Annotated in this window: 12 protein-coding genes and 1 pseudogene; 4 read left to right on the top strand and 9 right to left on the bottom strand. The window is 73.0% G+C overall.

Annotated elements, in window-relative coordinates:
* The 5 genes from H5J29_RS05165 to H5J29_RS05145 form a co-directional block, all read right to left on the bottom strand.
* On the bottom strand, positions 1-1149 hold a 1149-nt coding region (locus tag H5J29_RS05165), incomplete at its 3' end, for a heparinase II/III family protein (RefSeq protein WP_181779753.1).
* Positions 1149-3362: a bi-domain-containing oxidoreductase gene (locus tag H5J29_RS05160; protein ID WP_181779752.1), complete on the bottom strand. Its 2214-nt coding sequence runs from the start codon at positions 3360-3362 to the stop codon at positions 1149-1151. The genes H5J29_RS05160 and H5J29_RS05165, both read right to left, overlap by 1 nt.
* A 14-nt stretch (positions 3363-3376) precedes the next feature.
* Positions 3377-5299, bottom strand: a complete 1923-nt coding sequence (gene asnB / locus H5J29_RS05155; RefSeq protein WP_181779751.1) for an asparagine synthase (glutamine-hydrolyzing) — start codon at positions 5297-5299, stop codon at positions 3377-3379.
* Between the two features lie 14 nt (positions 5300-5313).
* On the bottom strand, positions 5314-6513 hold the full coding sequence (locus H5J29_RS05150) for a glycosyltransferase family 4 protein (protein WP_181779750.1): 1200 nt from the start codon (positions 6511-6513) through the stop codon (positions 5314-5316).
* Positions 6510-7844, bottom strand: coding sequence for a nucleotide sugar dehydrogenase (locus H5J29_RS05145; RefSeq protein ID WP_181779749.1), 1335 nt, complete (start codon positions 7842-7844; stop codon positions 6510-6512). The genes H5J29_RS05150 and H5J29_RS05145 overlap by 4 nt, the downstream gene beginning before the upstream one ends.
* Positions 7845-8133: 289 nt before the next feature.
* Here H5J29_RS05145 and H5J29_RS05140 point away from each other — a divergent pair, with 289 nt between their 5' ends.
* Both H5J29_RS05140 and H5J29_RS05135 read left to right on the top strand, forming a co-directional pair.
* The gene (locus H5J29_RS05140; protein WP_220187003.1) at positions 8134-8508 is read left to right on the top strand and encodes a Rossmann-fold NAD(P)-binding domain-containing protein; all 375 of its coding nucleotides are present in this window, start codon (positions 8134-8136) and stop codon (positions 8506-8508) included.
* Complete coding sequence (locus H5J29_RS05135; protein ID WP_181779747.1) at positions 8493-8699, top strand: hypothetical protein; 207 nt, start codon at positions 8493-8495, stop codon at positions 8697-8699. Before H5J29_RS05140 ends, H5J29_RS05135 begins: the two co-directional genes overlap by 16 nt.
* A gap of 154 nt (positions 8700-8853) precedes the next feature.
* Here the strand turns inward: H5J29_RS05135 and rfbA are convergent, their stop codons facing one another.
* From rfbA to H5J29_RS05120, 3 genes are read right to left on the bottom strand one after another with little or no spacing between them, the layout of a single operon-like run.
* Entirely contained in the window at positions 8854-9774 is a 921-nt protein-coding gene (gene rfbA, locus H5J29_RS05130) for a glucose-1-phosphate thymidylyltransferase RfbA (protein WP_181779746.1), read from the bottom strand.
* 10 nt (positions 9775-9784) lie between these two features.
* A complete protein-coding gene (rfbD, locus tag H5J29_RS05125; protein WP_181779745.1) occupies positions 9785-10609 on the bottom strand; it encodes a dTDP-4-dehydrorhamnose reductase in 825 nt (274 codons plus the stop codon).
* Between the two features lie 4 nt (positions 10610-10613).
* Positions 10614-11588: an ERCC4 domain-containing protein gene (locus H5J29_RS05120; RefSeq protein WP_312858068.1), complete on the bottom strand. Its 975-nt coding sequence runs from the start codon at positions 11586-11588 to the stop codon at positions 10614-10616.
* Positions 11589-12269: 681 nt separating this feature from the next.
* Here H5J29_RS05120 and rfbB point away from each other — a divergent pair.
* Together rfbB and H5J29_RS05110 are read left to right on the top strand one after the other, a co-directional pair.
* Positions 12270-13238: a dTDP-glucose 4,6-dehydratase gene (rfbB, locus tag H5J29_RS05115; RefSeq protein ID WP_181779743.1), complete on the top strand. Its 969-nt coding sequence runs from the start codon at positions 12270-12272 to the stop codon at positions 13236-13238.
* A complete protein-coding gene (locus H5J29_RS05110) occupies positions 13235-13798 on the top strand; it encodes a dTDP-4-dehydrorhamnose 3,5-epimerase family protein (RefSeq protein ID WP_181779742.1) in 564 nt (187 codons plus the stop codon). Before rfbB ends, H5J29_RS05110 begins: the two co-directional genes overlap by 4 nt.
* Here the strand turns inward: H5J29_RS05110 and H5J29_RS05105 are convergent.
* Positions 13792-14680: pseudogene (locus tag H5J29_RS05105) on the bottom strand (hypothetical protein); the annotation flags it as partial. The gene H5J29_RS05110 and the pseudogene H5J29_RS05105 sit on opposite strands and share 7 nt — an antisense overlap.

Genomic DNA, 14680 nt, shown 5'->3' with positions numbered 1-14680 from the left:
GTCCCGCGGTCCCGTGTCCGGCCACCACACCTGCCGACCGAACACCGCACCCGTCGTCGCGAGCAGCGAGGGCCACCGGGCGACGTCCGACCCGTCGAGCACGAGCCCGACGCCGTCGTCGGAGTCCCCCTGGCGCGGCGGCCGCCCCAGGCAGTCGACCACGGCGGCCAGCGCGTCGGTCATCCGGCCGAGCATCTCCCAGAGCGAGTCCGGCACCGGGGCGCCCGCCTGCACGGCCTCCGCCGCCGCGGCGAGCCCGAGCTCGAGGACCAGCCCGTGGTAGTCCGAGGCCAGCTCCCGGTTCAGCCCACTCGGGAACGTGTTGGTCCGCACGACGGCGTCGAGCGCGGCGGTGGCCTCCGCACGCCATCGGGGGGACTCGGGGTACCACGGGAAGGCACACGCGGCCGCGACCCTGCCCGCCTCCTCCGCGACGGCGTGGTTGTTCGCCGAGGACCCCCGGCTCGGGAAGGCCGCGAGCCACCGCTGGTGCATCAGGATCTGGTCGACGGCCACGGGATCGTCCTCGAACAGTGCCGCCGCGCCGGGCCAGCCGTCGAGCAGCCGGCGCACCCACACCCACGAGATCAGGCGGATGCCGAGCTCGATCCCGCTGATCCAGTGCACGCCCCGCAGCGGGGGGTTCGCGGCCCACCACGAGCGCAGGTGGTCCGCGACCCGCTCGGCGTAGCGGTCCTCCCCGGTCACGGCGTACGCCGCGGCGAGCACCGTCAGGTACTGGTGGCGCGAGGGCTCCCAGAGCTGTTTGACGTCCCCGACCGCCTCCTCGTCCCGGTACGGCACGTCGGCGGCGTAGCGGTCGGTCGGTGCGCGGCGGCCCGTCTTCGGGTCCCACGACCAGTCCGGCAGCACCATGTCGGTGCGCGGCACGCCGAAGAACTCGGCCTGCCCGGCCATCAACCGGTCCGCGGTGCGGCACAGCGCGGCCCGCGCCGCGGGCGAGACGGCGGCGAAGGTGTCGGCGGGCAGCGGACCGGCGAAGGTCCGGATGGCGAGCCACTCCCGCGGGTCCGGTGCGTGGTCGAGCTCGCGACGCCAGGCGCGCAGCCGGGCGGCCGTGCCGAGCCGCCCGCCGACCTCGCGGGGGCTCATCCGGGACAGCCGGCGCAGGTACCAGCGGGGATCCATCATGAGACGCCGCTCCCGGTCGAGGTCAGGTCGACCGGGCCCCGCGCCCCGAGCGCGGTCTCGACGGCGAGGGTGGCCCGTGTCGTCGCCGCGAGCGAGCCGAGGTCGATCGGCATCGGGGCACCGTCCCGGACCGCGGTGAGGAACGCCTCGAGCTCGGCGGCCTGGCCCTTGTCCCGCCCGCGCCGCAGCCGCGGGGAGGACCAGCCCCGCCGCCCGACGACGGCGGAGCGGGCGAAGTCGTCGAGCGTCAGGACCTTGCCGTCGGCCAGCAGGTCCAGCGACTCCTTGCGGAACCTGGTCGAGCCGGAGGTGACGTAGCTGACCACCGCGGTGGAGCCGTCCGGGTACTCCAGGGTGACCTGGAGGTCGGAGCGGTCCGGGGTGCCCACCGCCGACACGGCGACCGGGTCCGCCCCGAGCAGCCAGCTCACGGTGTCGACGAAGTGCCCGCCCTCGCCCGCGAAGCGTGAGCCCTCGGCGGCGGACCGCAGGTACCAGCTCTGGCCCTCGAGCCGCCCCGCGTTGACCAGGTACCGCACCGACGCGGGCCCGACCCGCCTGCCGAACCGCTTCCGCGCCTCGACCAGCAGGGGCGCGAAGCGGCGGTTGAAGCCCACCTGGAGCCGGTCGTTGCCGCTCTCCGCCACGGCGTCGAGTACCGAACGGAGCCCGGACTCGGACAGGGCCAGCGGCTTCTCCACGAACACGGCCTTGCCCGCGAGCAGCGCCCGGCGGGTCAGCGCGGCGTGCGAGCTGTGCCGCGTCACCACGAAGACGGCGTCGACGCGCGGGTCCGCCAGCGCCGCGTCGAGATCGGTGTCGGCGGTGTCGAAGCCGAACCGCCGCTGGGCGTTGGCCCCCGACAGCGCCGAGGTCGTGACCACCCGGCGGAGCACGACGTCGTCGCGGCCCGCGAGGTGGGGCAGCAGCATCGACGACGCGTAGTTGCCCGCGCCCACGAAGGCGAGCTCGAGCGGACGCCCCGTCACCGGGCTCGGGGCCGCGCGGGGCACGGCGACGGGTGTCGGGACGACCCTGATCCGCGGGGACTCCGCGGTCTGCTCGGCGGTGTCCGGGGCCGGGGCGGGCGGCTCGTAGCCGAACAGGACGGCCACGGCCTTCAGGTCGCCCGCGGCGAGCCGACCGTAGGTCTCCACCGCGGAGTCGAAGGGGGCCACCTCGGAGATCAGCGGTTCGACGTCCACCCGGCCCCGCGAGACGAGGTCGAGGAAGCACTCGATGTTGCGGCGCTCGGTCCACCGCACGTAGCCGATGGGGTAGTCCCGCCCCTCCAGCTCGTACTCCGGGTCGTACCGCCCGGGTCCGTAGGAGCGGGAGAACCGGACGTCGAGCTCCTTCTCGTAGTAGGCGTTCCACGGCAGGTCGAGGCGGCACTTCCCGATGTCGACGACCCGGGCCCGGTCCCGGCTCAGCCGCGCGGCCAGCTCGACCGGCTCGTTGCCGCCGCCGCCCGCCGCGAGGTAGGTCTGGTCGACACCGTGCCCGCCGGTGATCTCCGCGACCGCGGCGTCGACGACGCCCGAGGCGGCGTCCCCGCAGACCAGGGCCCCGAGCCGCTCGGCGAGGGCGCAGCGCTCCAGGTCGGGGTCGACGCCCACCACCCGTACGCCGGAGGCGACCAGGAGCTGGACCACGAGCTGGCCGATCAGGCCGAGCCCGATCACCGCCGCGACGTCCCCCAGCTGCGGCTCCCCGCGGCGCACCCCCTGCATCGCGATCGCCCCCACGGTGCCGAACGCGGCGTGCCGTGCCGGGAGGCCGTCGGGGACCCGGGTGAACAGGTTCGTGGGGACCCAGTTCCACTCGCCGTGCAGGGCGTGCTCGTTGCCCGCGCAGGCGACCAGGTCGCCGACCTTGACGTCGCGGACGCCCTCGCCGACCTCCTCGACCACGCCGCAGAGCGAGTAGCCCAGCGGCGTGTAGGAGTCCAGCTTGCTCGACACCTTGCGGTAGGTCGCCGCCACTCCGATCGTCGACGCGCTCTGCACCACCTTGGCGACCTGGTCGGGCCGCGCCCGGGCCTTCGCGAGCAGGGACATCCCGGCCTCGCCGACCTTCATCAGCTCGGTGCCGGTGGAGATCAACGAGAACAGCGTCCGGACGAGGACCCCGCCCGGTTTGCAGGTCGGGGCGGCCACCTCGACCAGGGCCAGCTCGCCGGACTTGTAGTTCTGGACGACTTGTCTCACAGTGCGTTCCCCATCTACGCGGCGTGGGCGCCGTCGGCGACGACCGCTCCGCGGTACCAGTGCTCGAGCGTGACGATGTGCCAGAGGTGCTTGGACCGGTCCTCGCGGCCGGTCGCGTCCTCCTCGACCAGGCGGCGCAGCGCCGCGCGGTCCAGGAGGCCGGAGGAGACCAGCAGCCCGTCCTCGACGGTCTCGCGGACGAGGCCTGCGAGGTCGCGGCTCATCCAGGCCCGCAGCGGGGCGCTGAACAGCCCCTTCGGGCGGTACACGATCTCCGGGGGGAGGACCGCGAGGGCGGCGCGCTTCAACGCGGCCTTGCCCTGCCGTCGCTCGATCTTCTGCCCGCCGGGGACCCGGAACGCGGCGCGGACCACCTCGACGTCGACGAACGGCACCCGGACCTCGGTGGACGCCGCCATGGTCGCGCGGTCGGTGTAGGTCAGGTTCAGCCCGGGCAGGAACATCCGGGAGTCCGCGAGGCACATCCGGTTGACGTGGTCGGTGAGCTCGTTGTCCCAGTACGTGCGCGCGTGCTCGGCGAGGACGTCGTCGACCGCGGGACCGAGGTCGGGGTGCACCAGGTCGAGCAGCTCGGCCCGGTCGTACATCGTGTAGCTGCGCCGGAAGGCCTCCTCCTCCGGGAGGTCGGCGAAGGAGACGAAGCGTTTCGCGAAGCGGGCCGAGCGGTAGCCGCGGCGGGCCGAGGCGACCGGCAGGGCGCCGACGACGGACCCGACCGAGCGTCGGACGCCCGCGGGCAGCCGCCGGTACCGGATGGACAGGGTGTTGGCCAGGTGTTTGCGGTAGCCGGCGAACAGCTCGTCCGCGCCCATCCCGGACAGCATGACCTTGATCCCCGAGGCCCGGGCCGCCTCGCAGATCAGGAACGAGTTGATCGCCGCGGGGTCCCCGATCGGCTCGTCCAGCGCCCGCGTCATCCGGGGGAGCAGGTCGAGGACGTCCGGGGCGATCCTGATCTCGCGCAGGTCGACCCCGAAGCGCTCGGCGACCAGGCGCGCGTACCGCAGGTCGTCCGGCATGGCCTCGAACCGCGCGTCCTCCTCGCGGAAGGAGATCGTGTACGCCGCGATGCCGGGGGAGTCGCGCGCGGCGAGCGCGGTGAGGTAGCTCGAGTCGAGCCCGCCGGAGAGGAACGTGGCGACCGGGACGTCGGCGAGCAGGTGACACCGGGTGGAGTCGGCCACCACCTCCCGGAGCTCCTCGACGGAGATCGGCTCCTGCGCCGCGCCCGCCTCGGCCACCTCGCGCAGCGACCAGTAGGTGGCGCGCTGCGTGCTCCCGTCGGGCCGGAACCGGACCCAGGAGCCGGGCGGCAGCTTCTCGGCCTCCCGGTAGGCGCACCGCGAGTCCGGGACCCAGTAGTAGAGCAGCGAGGCGACCATCGCCGACCCGTCCACCGTCAGACCGCCCGGCAGGGCGCCCGCGAGGGCCTTGAGCTCGCTCGCGAAGGCGACGCCGCCCTCCCGGTGGACCAGGAACAGCGGCTTGATGCCCAGCTGGTCGCGGGCCAGCACCAGCTCGCCGGTGCCCTCGTCGAAGACGGCGAAGGCGAACATCCCGCGCAGCCGGGGGAGGCAGTCGGTGCCCCACCGACGCCAGGCCTGCAGCAGCACCTCCGTGTCCGACGTCCCGCGGAAGCGCACGCCGAGCCCGGTGAGCTCGGCCCGCAGCTCGGGGGCGTTGTAGAGCTCGCCGTTGTAGCTCAGCGCGAGCCCGGCGGCCACCATCGGCTGGGCCCCCGTGGGGGACAGGTCGACGATCGACAGCCGACGATGGCCCAGGTGGACCTCGCCCGCCCCGGCCCGGTGCCGGTAGGTGCCCGCGCCGTCCGGCCCGCGGTGCGCGAGCGCCGTGGTCATCCGGGCGGTGACGGGCCCGCCGTCGGGTCGGAGATAGGTGCCGGCGATGCCGCACATGGATGGGGGCCTCCTCAGCCGCGGGTCAGACCGTCGTACACGCCGACGTAGGCGGGGACCTGCGTCCGCCAGGCCAGCTCCTTCTCGACCCGTTCCCGACCGACCTTGCCCATCTCGGCCCGCCGGGCGTCGTCGGCCAGCAGGTCGAGGACGGCGTCCCCGTACTCCTCGATGCTGTTGGGCGTGGCGTAGACGGCGGCGTCCCCCGCGGACACCCGGGTCTCGACCAGGTCGAAGGCGACGACGGGGAGCTCGAAGGCCATGTACTCCATGGTCTTGTTCATCGTGGACACGTCGTTGAGGGCGTTCTTCGGGTCCGGCGAGAGCCCGATGTCGGCGGTCGACATCAGCTCCCGGACCTCCGCGTCGGGCAGCCGCCCGGTGAACCGGACGTAGTCGTCCAGACCGAGCTCGGTGGTGAGCCTGCGCAGCTCGGGCGCCGCGTCGCCGTCCCCGATGAGGGTCATGCCGACGTCCGCCCGCCCCCGGACGCGCACGATGTGCTCGAGGGCCCGGATCGCCACGTCGACCCCGTCCTGGGGACCCATCACCCCGATGTAGACCAGGAGATGGTCGAACCCCCGCCGCAGCGCGGGCTGCGGCTCCCCGCGCTGCAGGCGGTCCGGGTCGGGGCCGGTGCGCACGACGGTGACCCGGTCCGGACGCTTCCGCCCGCAGGTGAGCGCGACCCTCCGGTACGACTCGTTGGTGGAGATGACGCGCGAGGCGAGCAGGTAGGTCACCCGCTCGGCGAGCAGCAGCGCGCGATGGGGGAACCGGGCGGGTTCGGCGAAGCGCGACAGGTAGAGCTCCGGACACAGGTCGTGCTGGTCGTACACCAGCTTCGCGCCGAGCACCTGGAACGGCAGCGTGGCGACCCAGAGCACGTCCGGCGGGTTGCAGACCTGCACGACCCGAAACGGCGCCCGCCGCCACACCCGGACCAGGCCCAGGAGCGTGCACAGGATCGAGTACGCGTACTCGGCCAGGAACATCACCTGGCGCGTGACCGGCGGGAACGCGCGGTAGGTGACGATGTGGACGCCCTCGAGGTCCCGCTCGGCCGGTTCGCCCGGCCCCCGCGGGCAGACGACCGACACCGCGTACCCCGCGTCGACGAGCGCGAGGCACTCCAGCCACACGCGCCGGTCGAACGGGACGGAGAGGTTCTGGACGACGATGCAGACGTGCCGCTGCCGCGATGCCCGACTCACCAGCCGACCCCCTCGTAGCCCGGCAGCGTCTCGAGCAGCGGACACGTCCCCGCGAGGTCGACCACGACCGGCGGCGCCGCGGCGATGACCGCGTCGATCACCTCCGACGACGTGGACGACACGAGGGCGACGTGGGCCCCGTCGAGCGCCTCCGCGGCCTGGTCGTGCAGCACCCGTCGCAGGTGCGGCAGCTTCGCGTCGACGTAGCGCAGGTTGGCCCCCGACAGCTTGGACATCGTCACGACCGGGTCGTGGATGCGGACGTCGAGCCCCTTGCCGATCAGCATCTCCGCCAGCGCCACGTTCGGGCTCTCCCGCAGGTCGTCGGTCATGTGCTTGAAGGACAGCCCGAGGAGGGCGACGACGCGGTTGCGTCCGCCAGCTTCGTCGACGGCGGCCACGACCCGGTCGGCGACGTCGCGCACGAGCATCTCGTTGGAGGTCAGCGTGCCCTCGAGGACGGGCAGGGTCACCGAGTTCATCCGGGCCAGGTACAGCAGGCTGCGGACGTCCTTGGGCAGGCAGGAGCCACCGAAGGCGAACCCCGGTCGCAGGTAGGCCGTGGACACGTTGAGCTGCCGGTCCTGGACGAAGACCTCCATGACGTCCCGGGCGTCGACGTCGAGCACCCGGTACAGCCGCGAGAGCTCGTTGGTGAAGGCCACCTTGAGGGCGTGGAAGGCGTTCGAGGCGTACTTCACGCTCTCCGCCGCCCGGATCTCCACGACGCGCACGGTGCAGTCGAGGAAGCCGAACAGCTGCCGCAGCACCGCGGCGGGGGCGGTCTCCGCGCCGATGACGAGCATCGGGGGCTCGAAGAAGTCGGCGACGCCGGAACCCTCGCGGAGGAACTCGGGGCACATCGCGACGTGCAGGTCCTCGCCGACGACCCGGCCCGAGGTGTGTTCCAGCAGGGGCCTGACGACCTCGTCGACCGTCCCGGGCGGAACCGTCGACCGGACCACGACGGTGTGCGGGCGGGAGGATCCGGCGAGCGCACGACCGATGTCCTCGACCACCCGTCGGAGAAAGGTCAGGTCGGTGCCCCCGTTCGCGGCCGACGGGGTGCCGACGCAGATCAGGGAGACGTCGGCGTCGACGATCGCCTGTTCGACCAGGGTCGTCGCGAAGAGCGACCCGGTGTCCACCGCGGCCCCGATGATCGCGTCGAGCTCCGGTTCGACCACGGTGGCGATCCCCCGGTTCACCGAGTCGACCTTGGTCGGGTCGGTGTCGACGCCGATCACGTGATGTCCCTGCCGGGCGAGACAGCCCGCCGTGACCGACCCGACGTAGCCGAGGCCGAAGAGGGCGACGTTGAGGGGCGTCACGACAGCGCCCCGCCGCACGGACCTGTCGGGGAGGACCGCGGTGTCGGCCTCGGCCGACCCCGGACGCGCCGGCACGCCGACGTGGGTGGAATCAGAACGCGTGTGCTCGCCATTGATGCTCACGTATGATCCTTTTGCCGTCGTCAGGAGCCCTCACCCATACGGGTGAGGGAGAGCTCCCTTCGACGCAGTGCTCGCACCGAATGTGGCGGCCGTTACAGCTTCCGAGGCCGCCGCGCCGCTAACGGGCACGCACAGTGCTCGAATGCCGGGGTCATGATCACGTCACGTGACTATCTGTTGCAGCCGAGTTGCCGCCTCCTTTCGGCCGGGTCACACGGTGCACGGCGTCGACGTCAGCGCGAACCGGATCACCGCGATCCGCGCGGGTCGGGTCGACCTGTCCGAGGCGGACCGCCGGGTCCTCGCCGCGGACCTGGGTTCGGAACGGTTCGTCCTCACCTCCGATCCGACGCACCTGGCCGAGGCGGACGCGGTGCTGATCTGCGTGCCGACCCCGATCGACCCCCCTCTCGTGCCCGACCTGTCGGCGGTCGAGGCCGCCTGCGCCGCCGTCGTGGGAGCGGCGCGGCCCGGCCAGACCCTCGTGGGCTCGTCCCGCAGCCGCCCCCCGCGCCACCACGGCGGGTGCGCGCGGGCCTGACCCACGCGCTCGGCACCCTCGCCCTGCTCGCGGGCTACCTCGTGGTCCACGCGGTCTGGCAGTGGAACACCGCCGCGGACCACTACGGCAGCATCCGCGGCCAGGTCACCACGATCGAGGTGCCTGCCTCGCCCGCGGACCTGGTCCAGGCCCTGCAGGCCGCGCCCGCGAGCGCCCGAGCGGTCCGGTGATGCTGACCTACCACGACATCGGCGACAGCCCGAGCCGGTACACCGTCACCCCGCAGCAGTTCGCCGAGCAGATGCGGCTCCTGCGCGACGCGGGCTGGGCGACCGCAGGCATGGACCAGGTGACGGCCTGGGCGGCCGCGGCCCCTACTAGTCCTCAGCCGGCGAACGACCGGGCGACCGCCATGACGTACTGCCCGTACCCGTTCTTCGCCTGTCGCTCGCCCAGCGCGTGGCACGCCTCGGCGTCGATGTACCCCATCCGCAGCGCGACCTCCTCGAGGCAGGCGATGCGGATGCCCTGGCGGTTCTCCAGGATCTGCACGTACTGGCCCGCCTCCTGCAGCGACTCGTGGGTGCCCGTGTCCAGCCAGGCGAAGCCGCGGCCGAGGTCGACGAGGCGGGCGCGGCCGTCCTCCATGTAGGCACGGTTGAGGTCGGTGATCTCCAGCTCGCCGCGGGGGGACGGGGTGAGGCGCTTGGCGCGCTCGACCGCCTCGCCGTCGTAGAGGTAGAGGCCGGTGATGGCGCGGTCCGAGCGGGGCTTCGCGGGCTTCTCCTCGATGGAGACCAGCCTGCCGGTGGGGTCGGCCTCGCCCACGCCGTAGCGCTCGGGGTCCCTGACCGGGTAGCCGAAGAGGACGCAGCCGTCGCCGTCGTGCCCGTGGCCGTGGCCGTGGCCGTGCCCGGGGGACCCGAGGCCGGCGCGGGCGTCGCGGAGCATGCCGGAGAAGCCGGGGCCGTGGAAGATGTTGTCCCCCAGCACGAGCGCCACGAAGTCGCCGTCGATGTGGTCCTCGCCGATCAGGAAGGCCTCGGCGATGCCGTTCGGCTCGGCCTGGGTGGCGTAGGTGAGGTCGATGCCGAACTCCGAGCCGTCGCCGAGGAGGCGGTGGAACATCGGCGCGTCCTCGGGGGTGGTGATCACGAGGATCTCCCTCATGTCGGCCAGCATCAGGGTGGACAGCGGGTAGTAGATCATCGGCTTGTCGTAGACCGGCAGCAGCTGCTTCGACACCCCACGGGTGATCGGGTGCAGCCGGGTGCCGGTCCCGCCCGCGAGGACGATGCCCTTCATGAGATGCCCTTCATGACAGGTAGGTCTCCAGGCTCTCGCGCCAGTCCGGCAGCGTGACGCCCGCCTTCTCGGCCTCGGTCAGGTCCAGGACGGAGTTGAGCGGGCGGGGGGCGGCCGCGGGCTTGTCCGCGAAGTACTCGGCGGTGGTCGTGTCCGCGACGTCCGTGCCCGCGCGGCCCGACCGCTCGAACACGAACCTCGCGACGTCCGCCCAGCTCACGGGCTCGCCGCCGTTGGTGAGGTGGTACGTGCCGGGTGCTGCGTCGAGGAGCGCGAGGATGCCTGCGGCGAGGTCGGCGGCCAGCGTGGGCCGCCCGATCTGGTCCGCGACGACGGTGGGGGAGACACCGCGCTCGGCCAGCGTGCGCATGGTGCGGGCGAAGTTCGCGCCGTCGCCGATCACCCAGGTCGGCCGGACGATCCAGTGCCTCGGGGTCACCGACACCGCGGCGTCCCCCGCGGCCTTCGACGCCCCGTAGGCGCTCAGCGGCGCGACCTCGGCGCTCTCGGGGATCGGACCCTCGTGGGTGCCGTCGAAGACGTACTCGGTCGAGACGTGCACCAGTCGGAGGTCGTGTGCGGCGGCCAGGCGCGCGAGGGCCGCGGGGGCGGTGGCGTTCACGGCCCAGGCGGCCCGCCGCTCCTGCTCGGCCTGGTCGACCTTCGTGTACGCCGCGGCGTTGAGGACCGTGTCGTAGGCGGCCCAGTCGACGGCGGCGAGTGCGGCGGGATCGGCGAGGTCGAGCTCCGCGCGGGTCAGGGCGGTCGCCTCGGGGAGGGCTCGGGTCAGGGCGCGACCGAGCTGGCCGCCTGCTCCCAGGATGATCGCGCGCACGGGCTCATCCTGTCAGGTGCGCCGCCCGCCACGCCTGGTGCACCTCGGGGCGCAGCCTGCCCTTGTCCGGCACCGGGATCCCGTTCTCCCGCGCCCACCGCCGCACCTCCGCCGTGCTCGGGGCGGGGGCCTGCGGGGCCTCGGCCAGCTCGGACGAGCCGCCGATCAGCCTGGCGGCCACGGTCTCGGTCTCCGCCCAGGTTCGGGCGGCGGCGAGGAAACGGTAGGTCCACTCCTCGGCCAGCGCACGGGTGTCGCAGAAGACGATCGGGACCGAGGGCCAGCGGACCTGCAGCTCGGCGAGGCCGTCCGCGATCCTGGCGGGGCGGACGAACTCCTGCTTGAAGATCGCCGAGTACCGCTCCTCGACGACGACGGCGGCGCGGGGCAGCGTGACCAGCTCGGTCAGCGCGAACCGCAGCCTGCCGTCGGACACGCTGCTGACGAGATCGGAGAGGCCCTTGCGCTCCACGGCGGCGACCACCCGGCCGTCCGCTCCGAGAACCGCGTAGTCCCCGCACACGAGGGCGCGCGTGGTGAGGGAGGTCTGCTGGTTCGGGAACGAGTAGGGGTACCGCTCGTGGGCGTCGACCAGGATCTCGAGGTCGGGGATTCCCGCAGCGCGGGCAGTGGGCAGCCGGACGTCCGGGCGGGCCTGCTTGCGGGTGCGCGGGGACTGCCAGAACACCATCTGCCGCCCACGGGCCCGGGTGTAGACGATCTGGGAGCGCTGCTCACGGCCTCGGTCTGCGACGACGTCGATCGCCGCCCCGCGCCGCGCGCAGGCCTTCAGGGCCACCCGTTCCACAATCTCAGGTTCGGCGGGCCACTCTTCGAGGCCCACGGGGTGGCAGTAGATCGCCTTCGTCCGCGGCCAGGTCTCCTTCGCCCGGAACACCAGGCCCTTGCCGAGCGGCAGTCGGACGAGGTAGGGCAGTGAGCTGTCCGGGTCCGGGTTGCGGGCGACGAGCAGGTCCACGCCCGGCAGTCTGCCGGCCCGGGTGCGGGACCCCCGCGGTCCCGGAGGCGACCTCCTCGGTTCCGCAGGGCGGCGCCACCGGCGGATCCGACAACCGTTCGCGAGGCGCGAGGTGGTGGGTGCCTGTGCGGTGATCTGGGGCTGGCTCGGGCTGGGGGTGGTGATCGCTGTTTCGGTACAGGGTGCCGCATTCACCGCGGTTGCAGGTGCCGGAGTGGTGATCATGGGCGGGTGGCTGAGGCTGCGGGGGTCGTGATCGCTGTTTCGGGCGCGGGAAGCCGCGCTCTCCGCGGTTGCGGGTGCCGAGGTGGTGATGATGGCCGTGCCGGTGTGCTCTGTCGGCTGCTGATCACTGCTTCGGCGCGGGGAGCCGCGCTCACCGCGGTGGCGGGTGCCGGAGCGATGATCATGACTGTGCCGGCTCGGGCTGCGCGCATGGCGGTGGCGCATCGGGGCTGCGCACCTACCGTCGCGTCGGCTCGGAGGTGCGCAGTTCGCGGAGCCAGGTGCCGAACTAGTGATCATGGTCGGGCGGCGCGGGCGCGGGGTGCCGCGCTCTCCGCGGTCATGGGGCCGGACCAGGCACGGCTGCAGAGCTTCCGCATCGACCTGTACGGCGCCAAGTCCGAGTCCTGGGACCTCACCATCGGGTCGCTCGTCGTCAGTCAGTAGCCTCGCCGCGTGCAGGTTCTGGTGTCGGGTGGGGCGGGTTTCATCGGGTCGCACTTCGTGCGGTCGCTGGTCTCGGGGGCGTATCCCGCGCTGGCCGGCGAGGTGCGGGTGCTGGATCTGCTGACCTACGCAGGGCGCCGGGAGAACCTCGCGGGCTACGACGTCGAGTTGGTGGTGGGGGACGTCCGTGACCCCGACGCCGTCGGGAAGGCCATGGTGGGCACCGACCTGGTGGTGCACTTCGCTGCGGAGTCGCACGTGGACCGCTCGATCACGGGGGCGGCGGACTTCGTGTCCACCAACGTGGTCGGCACGCAGGTGATGCTGCAGGCCGCGCTCGACGCGGGAGTGCGCAAGTTCGTCCACGTCTCCACGGACGAGGTGTACGGCTCCATCGCCGAGGGGTCGTGGCCGGAGACCGATCCGTTGCTGCCGAACTCGCCGTACTCGGCGTCGAAGGCGGGGTCCGACCTGTTGGCGCGCTCGTATCACCGCACGCACGGGCTGGACGTGTCGATCACCCGGTGTTCGAACAACTACGGGCCGTTCCAGTTCCCGGAGAAGGTCATCCCGTTGTTCGTGACCAACCTGCTCGACGGGCTGCGGGTGCCGTTGTACGGGGACGGGTTGAACGTGCGGGACTGGCTGCACGTCGACGACCACTGTCGCGGGATCGCACTGGTCGCGGAGGGTGGCCGGGCGGGGGAGGTCTACAACATCGGCGGTGGGGTCGAGCTGACGAACAAGGAGCTGACCGCGCGGCTGCTCGACGCGGTGGGGGCGGACTGGTCGTCGGTGGCGCCGGTGGCCGATCGCAAGGGCCACGACCGGCGGTACTCGGTGGACTGGTCGAAGATCCACACCGAGCTGGGGTACGCGCCGCGGCACACGTTCGACGACGGGCTGGTCGAGACGGTGGCGTGGTACCGGGACAACCGGCCGTGGTGGGAGCCGATCAAGGCCGGGGCGAACGCGTGAAGTACCGGGAGCTGTCGATCCCGGGGGCGTGGGTGTTCGAGCCGTCGGTGTTCCCGGACAGCCGTGGGGTGTTCGTGGCGCCGTATCAGGGCCCGGTGTTCCGTGAGGCCCTCGGTGTCGAGCTCACCACGCAGCAGACCAACCACTCCCGCTCGCGGCGGGGGGTGGTGCGCGGGGTGCATTTCGCGGACGTGCCGCCGGGGCAGGCGAAGTACGTGTACTGCCCGTCGGGTCGGTTGCTCGACGTGATCGTGGACGTGCGGGTCGGGTCGCCCACCTTCGGGCGGTGGGAGGCGGTGGAGCTGGACTCCGAGCGGCTCAACGCGGTCTACCTGAGCGAGGGGCTCGGGCACGCGTTCGTCGCGCTGGAGGAGCCCACGGTGATGGCCTACCTGTGCTCCACGCCGTACAACCCGAAGGGAGAGCACGGGATCTCCCCGCTGGACCCCGCACTCGACCTGCCGTGGCCGACGGACCTGGAACTGGTCCTGTCCGACAAGGACCGGGCGGCACCCACCCTCGCCGAGGCCCACGAGCAGGGCATCCTCCCCGTCTACTGACGGTCGAGCGCGACCAGCTCCCCGGCCAGGGCCAGCTCCACGGACTCCACCGCCGCGACCGCGACGACCTCGTTGACCTGCGCCCACACCCGGGCGTTGACGAGCGTGGGGCCGTTCGTGAGAAGTGCGTCGACTATCGCGATCACCCGGACGTTCGCGGGACGCGGCGCGGCGCTGACGACGGTGCTCCTGCCCGACAGCGCGGCCCGCAGCGCCGCGGAGCTCGCCGCCGACGGGGGCTTGAGCGGCCCCTCGTCCGGGTCCCGGCCGAGCAGGAGGGGGATCCAGGCGGGGCGACCGTGGTCGAGGTCGCGGAGCAGGCCCCGCTCGTCGGGGCGGGGCTGGTTGGCCCAGATGCGCTCGTCGTGGTCGTTGATCGTGCCCGGCCGCCGCTGCTCGACGTCCGCGCGTACGGCGTCGAGCCACGTCACGCCCTTGTCGGGCACCCACCGACCGCCCGGGACCGCCGCGACGACCTGGCGCTGGACGCACAGGAGCCGGTGGGCGTCCGCGGTGGCGCCGGTGAGCTCGACGTCGCAGATCGCGAGGCTCACGCCCACGACCGGGCCGGGCACCGTGGTCCTGGAGGCGAAGAAGCGGCGCGCCACCGGGCGGTCGTCGGTGCGGATGGAGCGGTCGAGGAGCCGCTGGAGCTGCCCGATCTCGCCGCCCTGCTCGACGACGGCGGGGTCGGGTCGATGCGGGGTGGCGCCGGCGGGGGTCGGCGAGGGACCGAGGGCACCGGGCTCGGCATCGGGCTCGGCATCGGTGGGCTGGTCGGCGGGCACGTCCGATTGTTCAGCGGGCCGGTCGACGGCCTCGTCGGCGCCTGGTCCGTCGGCCTGCGGCTGCGCGGGCGTCGGCTGGTCGGGGGCGGACTGC

The sequence above is a fragment of the Pseudonocardia pini genome (assembly GCF_013870575.1).
GTDB classification, from domain to species: domain Bacteria; phylum Actinomycetota; class Actinomycetes; order Mycobacteriales; family Pseudonocardiaceae; genus Pseudonocardia; species Pseudonocardia pini.
This window is presented reverse-complemented; position numbering and strand designations above follow the sequence as displayed.

Bases quoted from the DNA above. Each gene is read 5' to 3' on its own strand.
- asnB (WP_181779751.1), bottom strand. From the start codon at position 5,299: ATGTGCGGCATCGCCGGCACCTATCTCCGACCCGACGGCGGGCCCGTC.
- rfbA (WP_181779746.1), bottom strand. From the start codon at position 9,774: ATGAAGGGCATCGTCCTCGCGGGCGGGACCGGCACCCGGCTGCACCCG.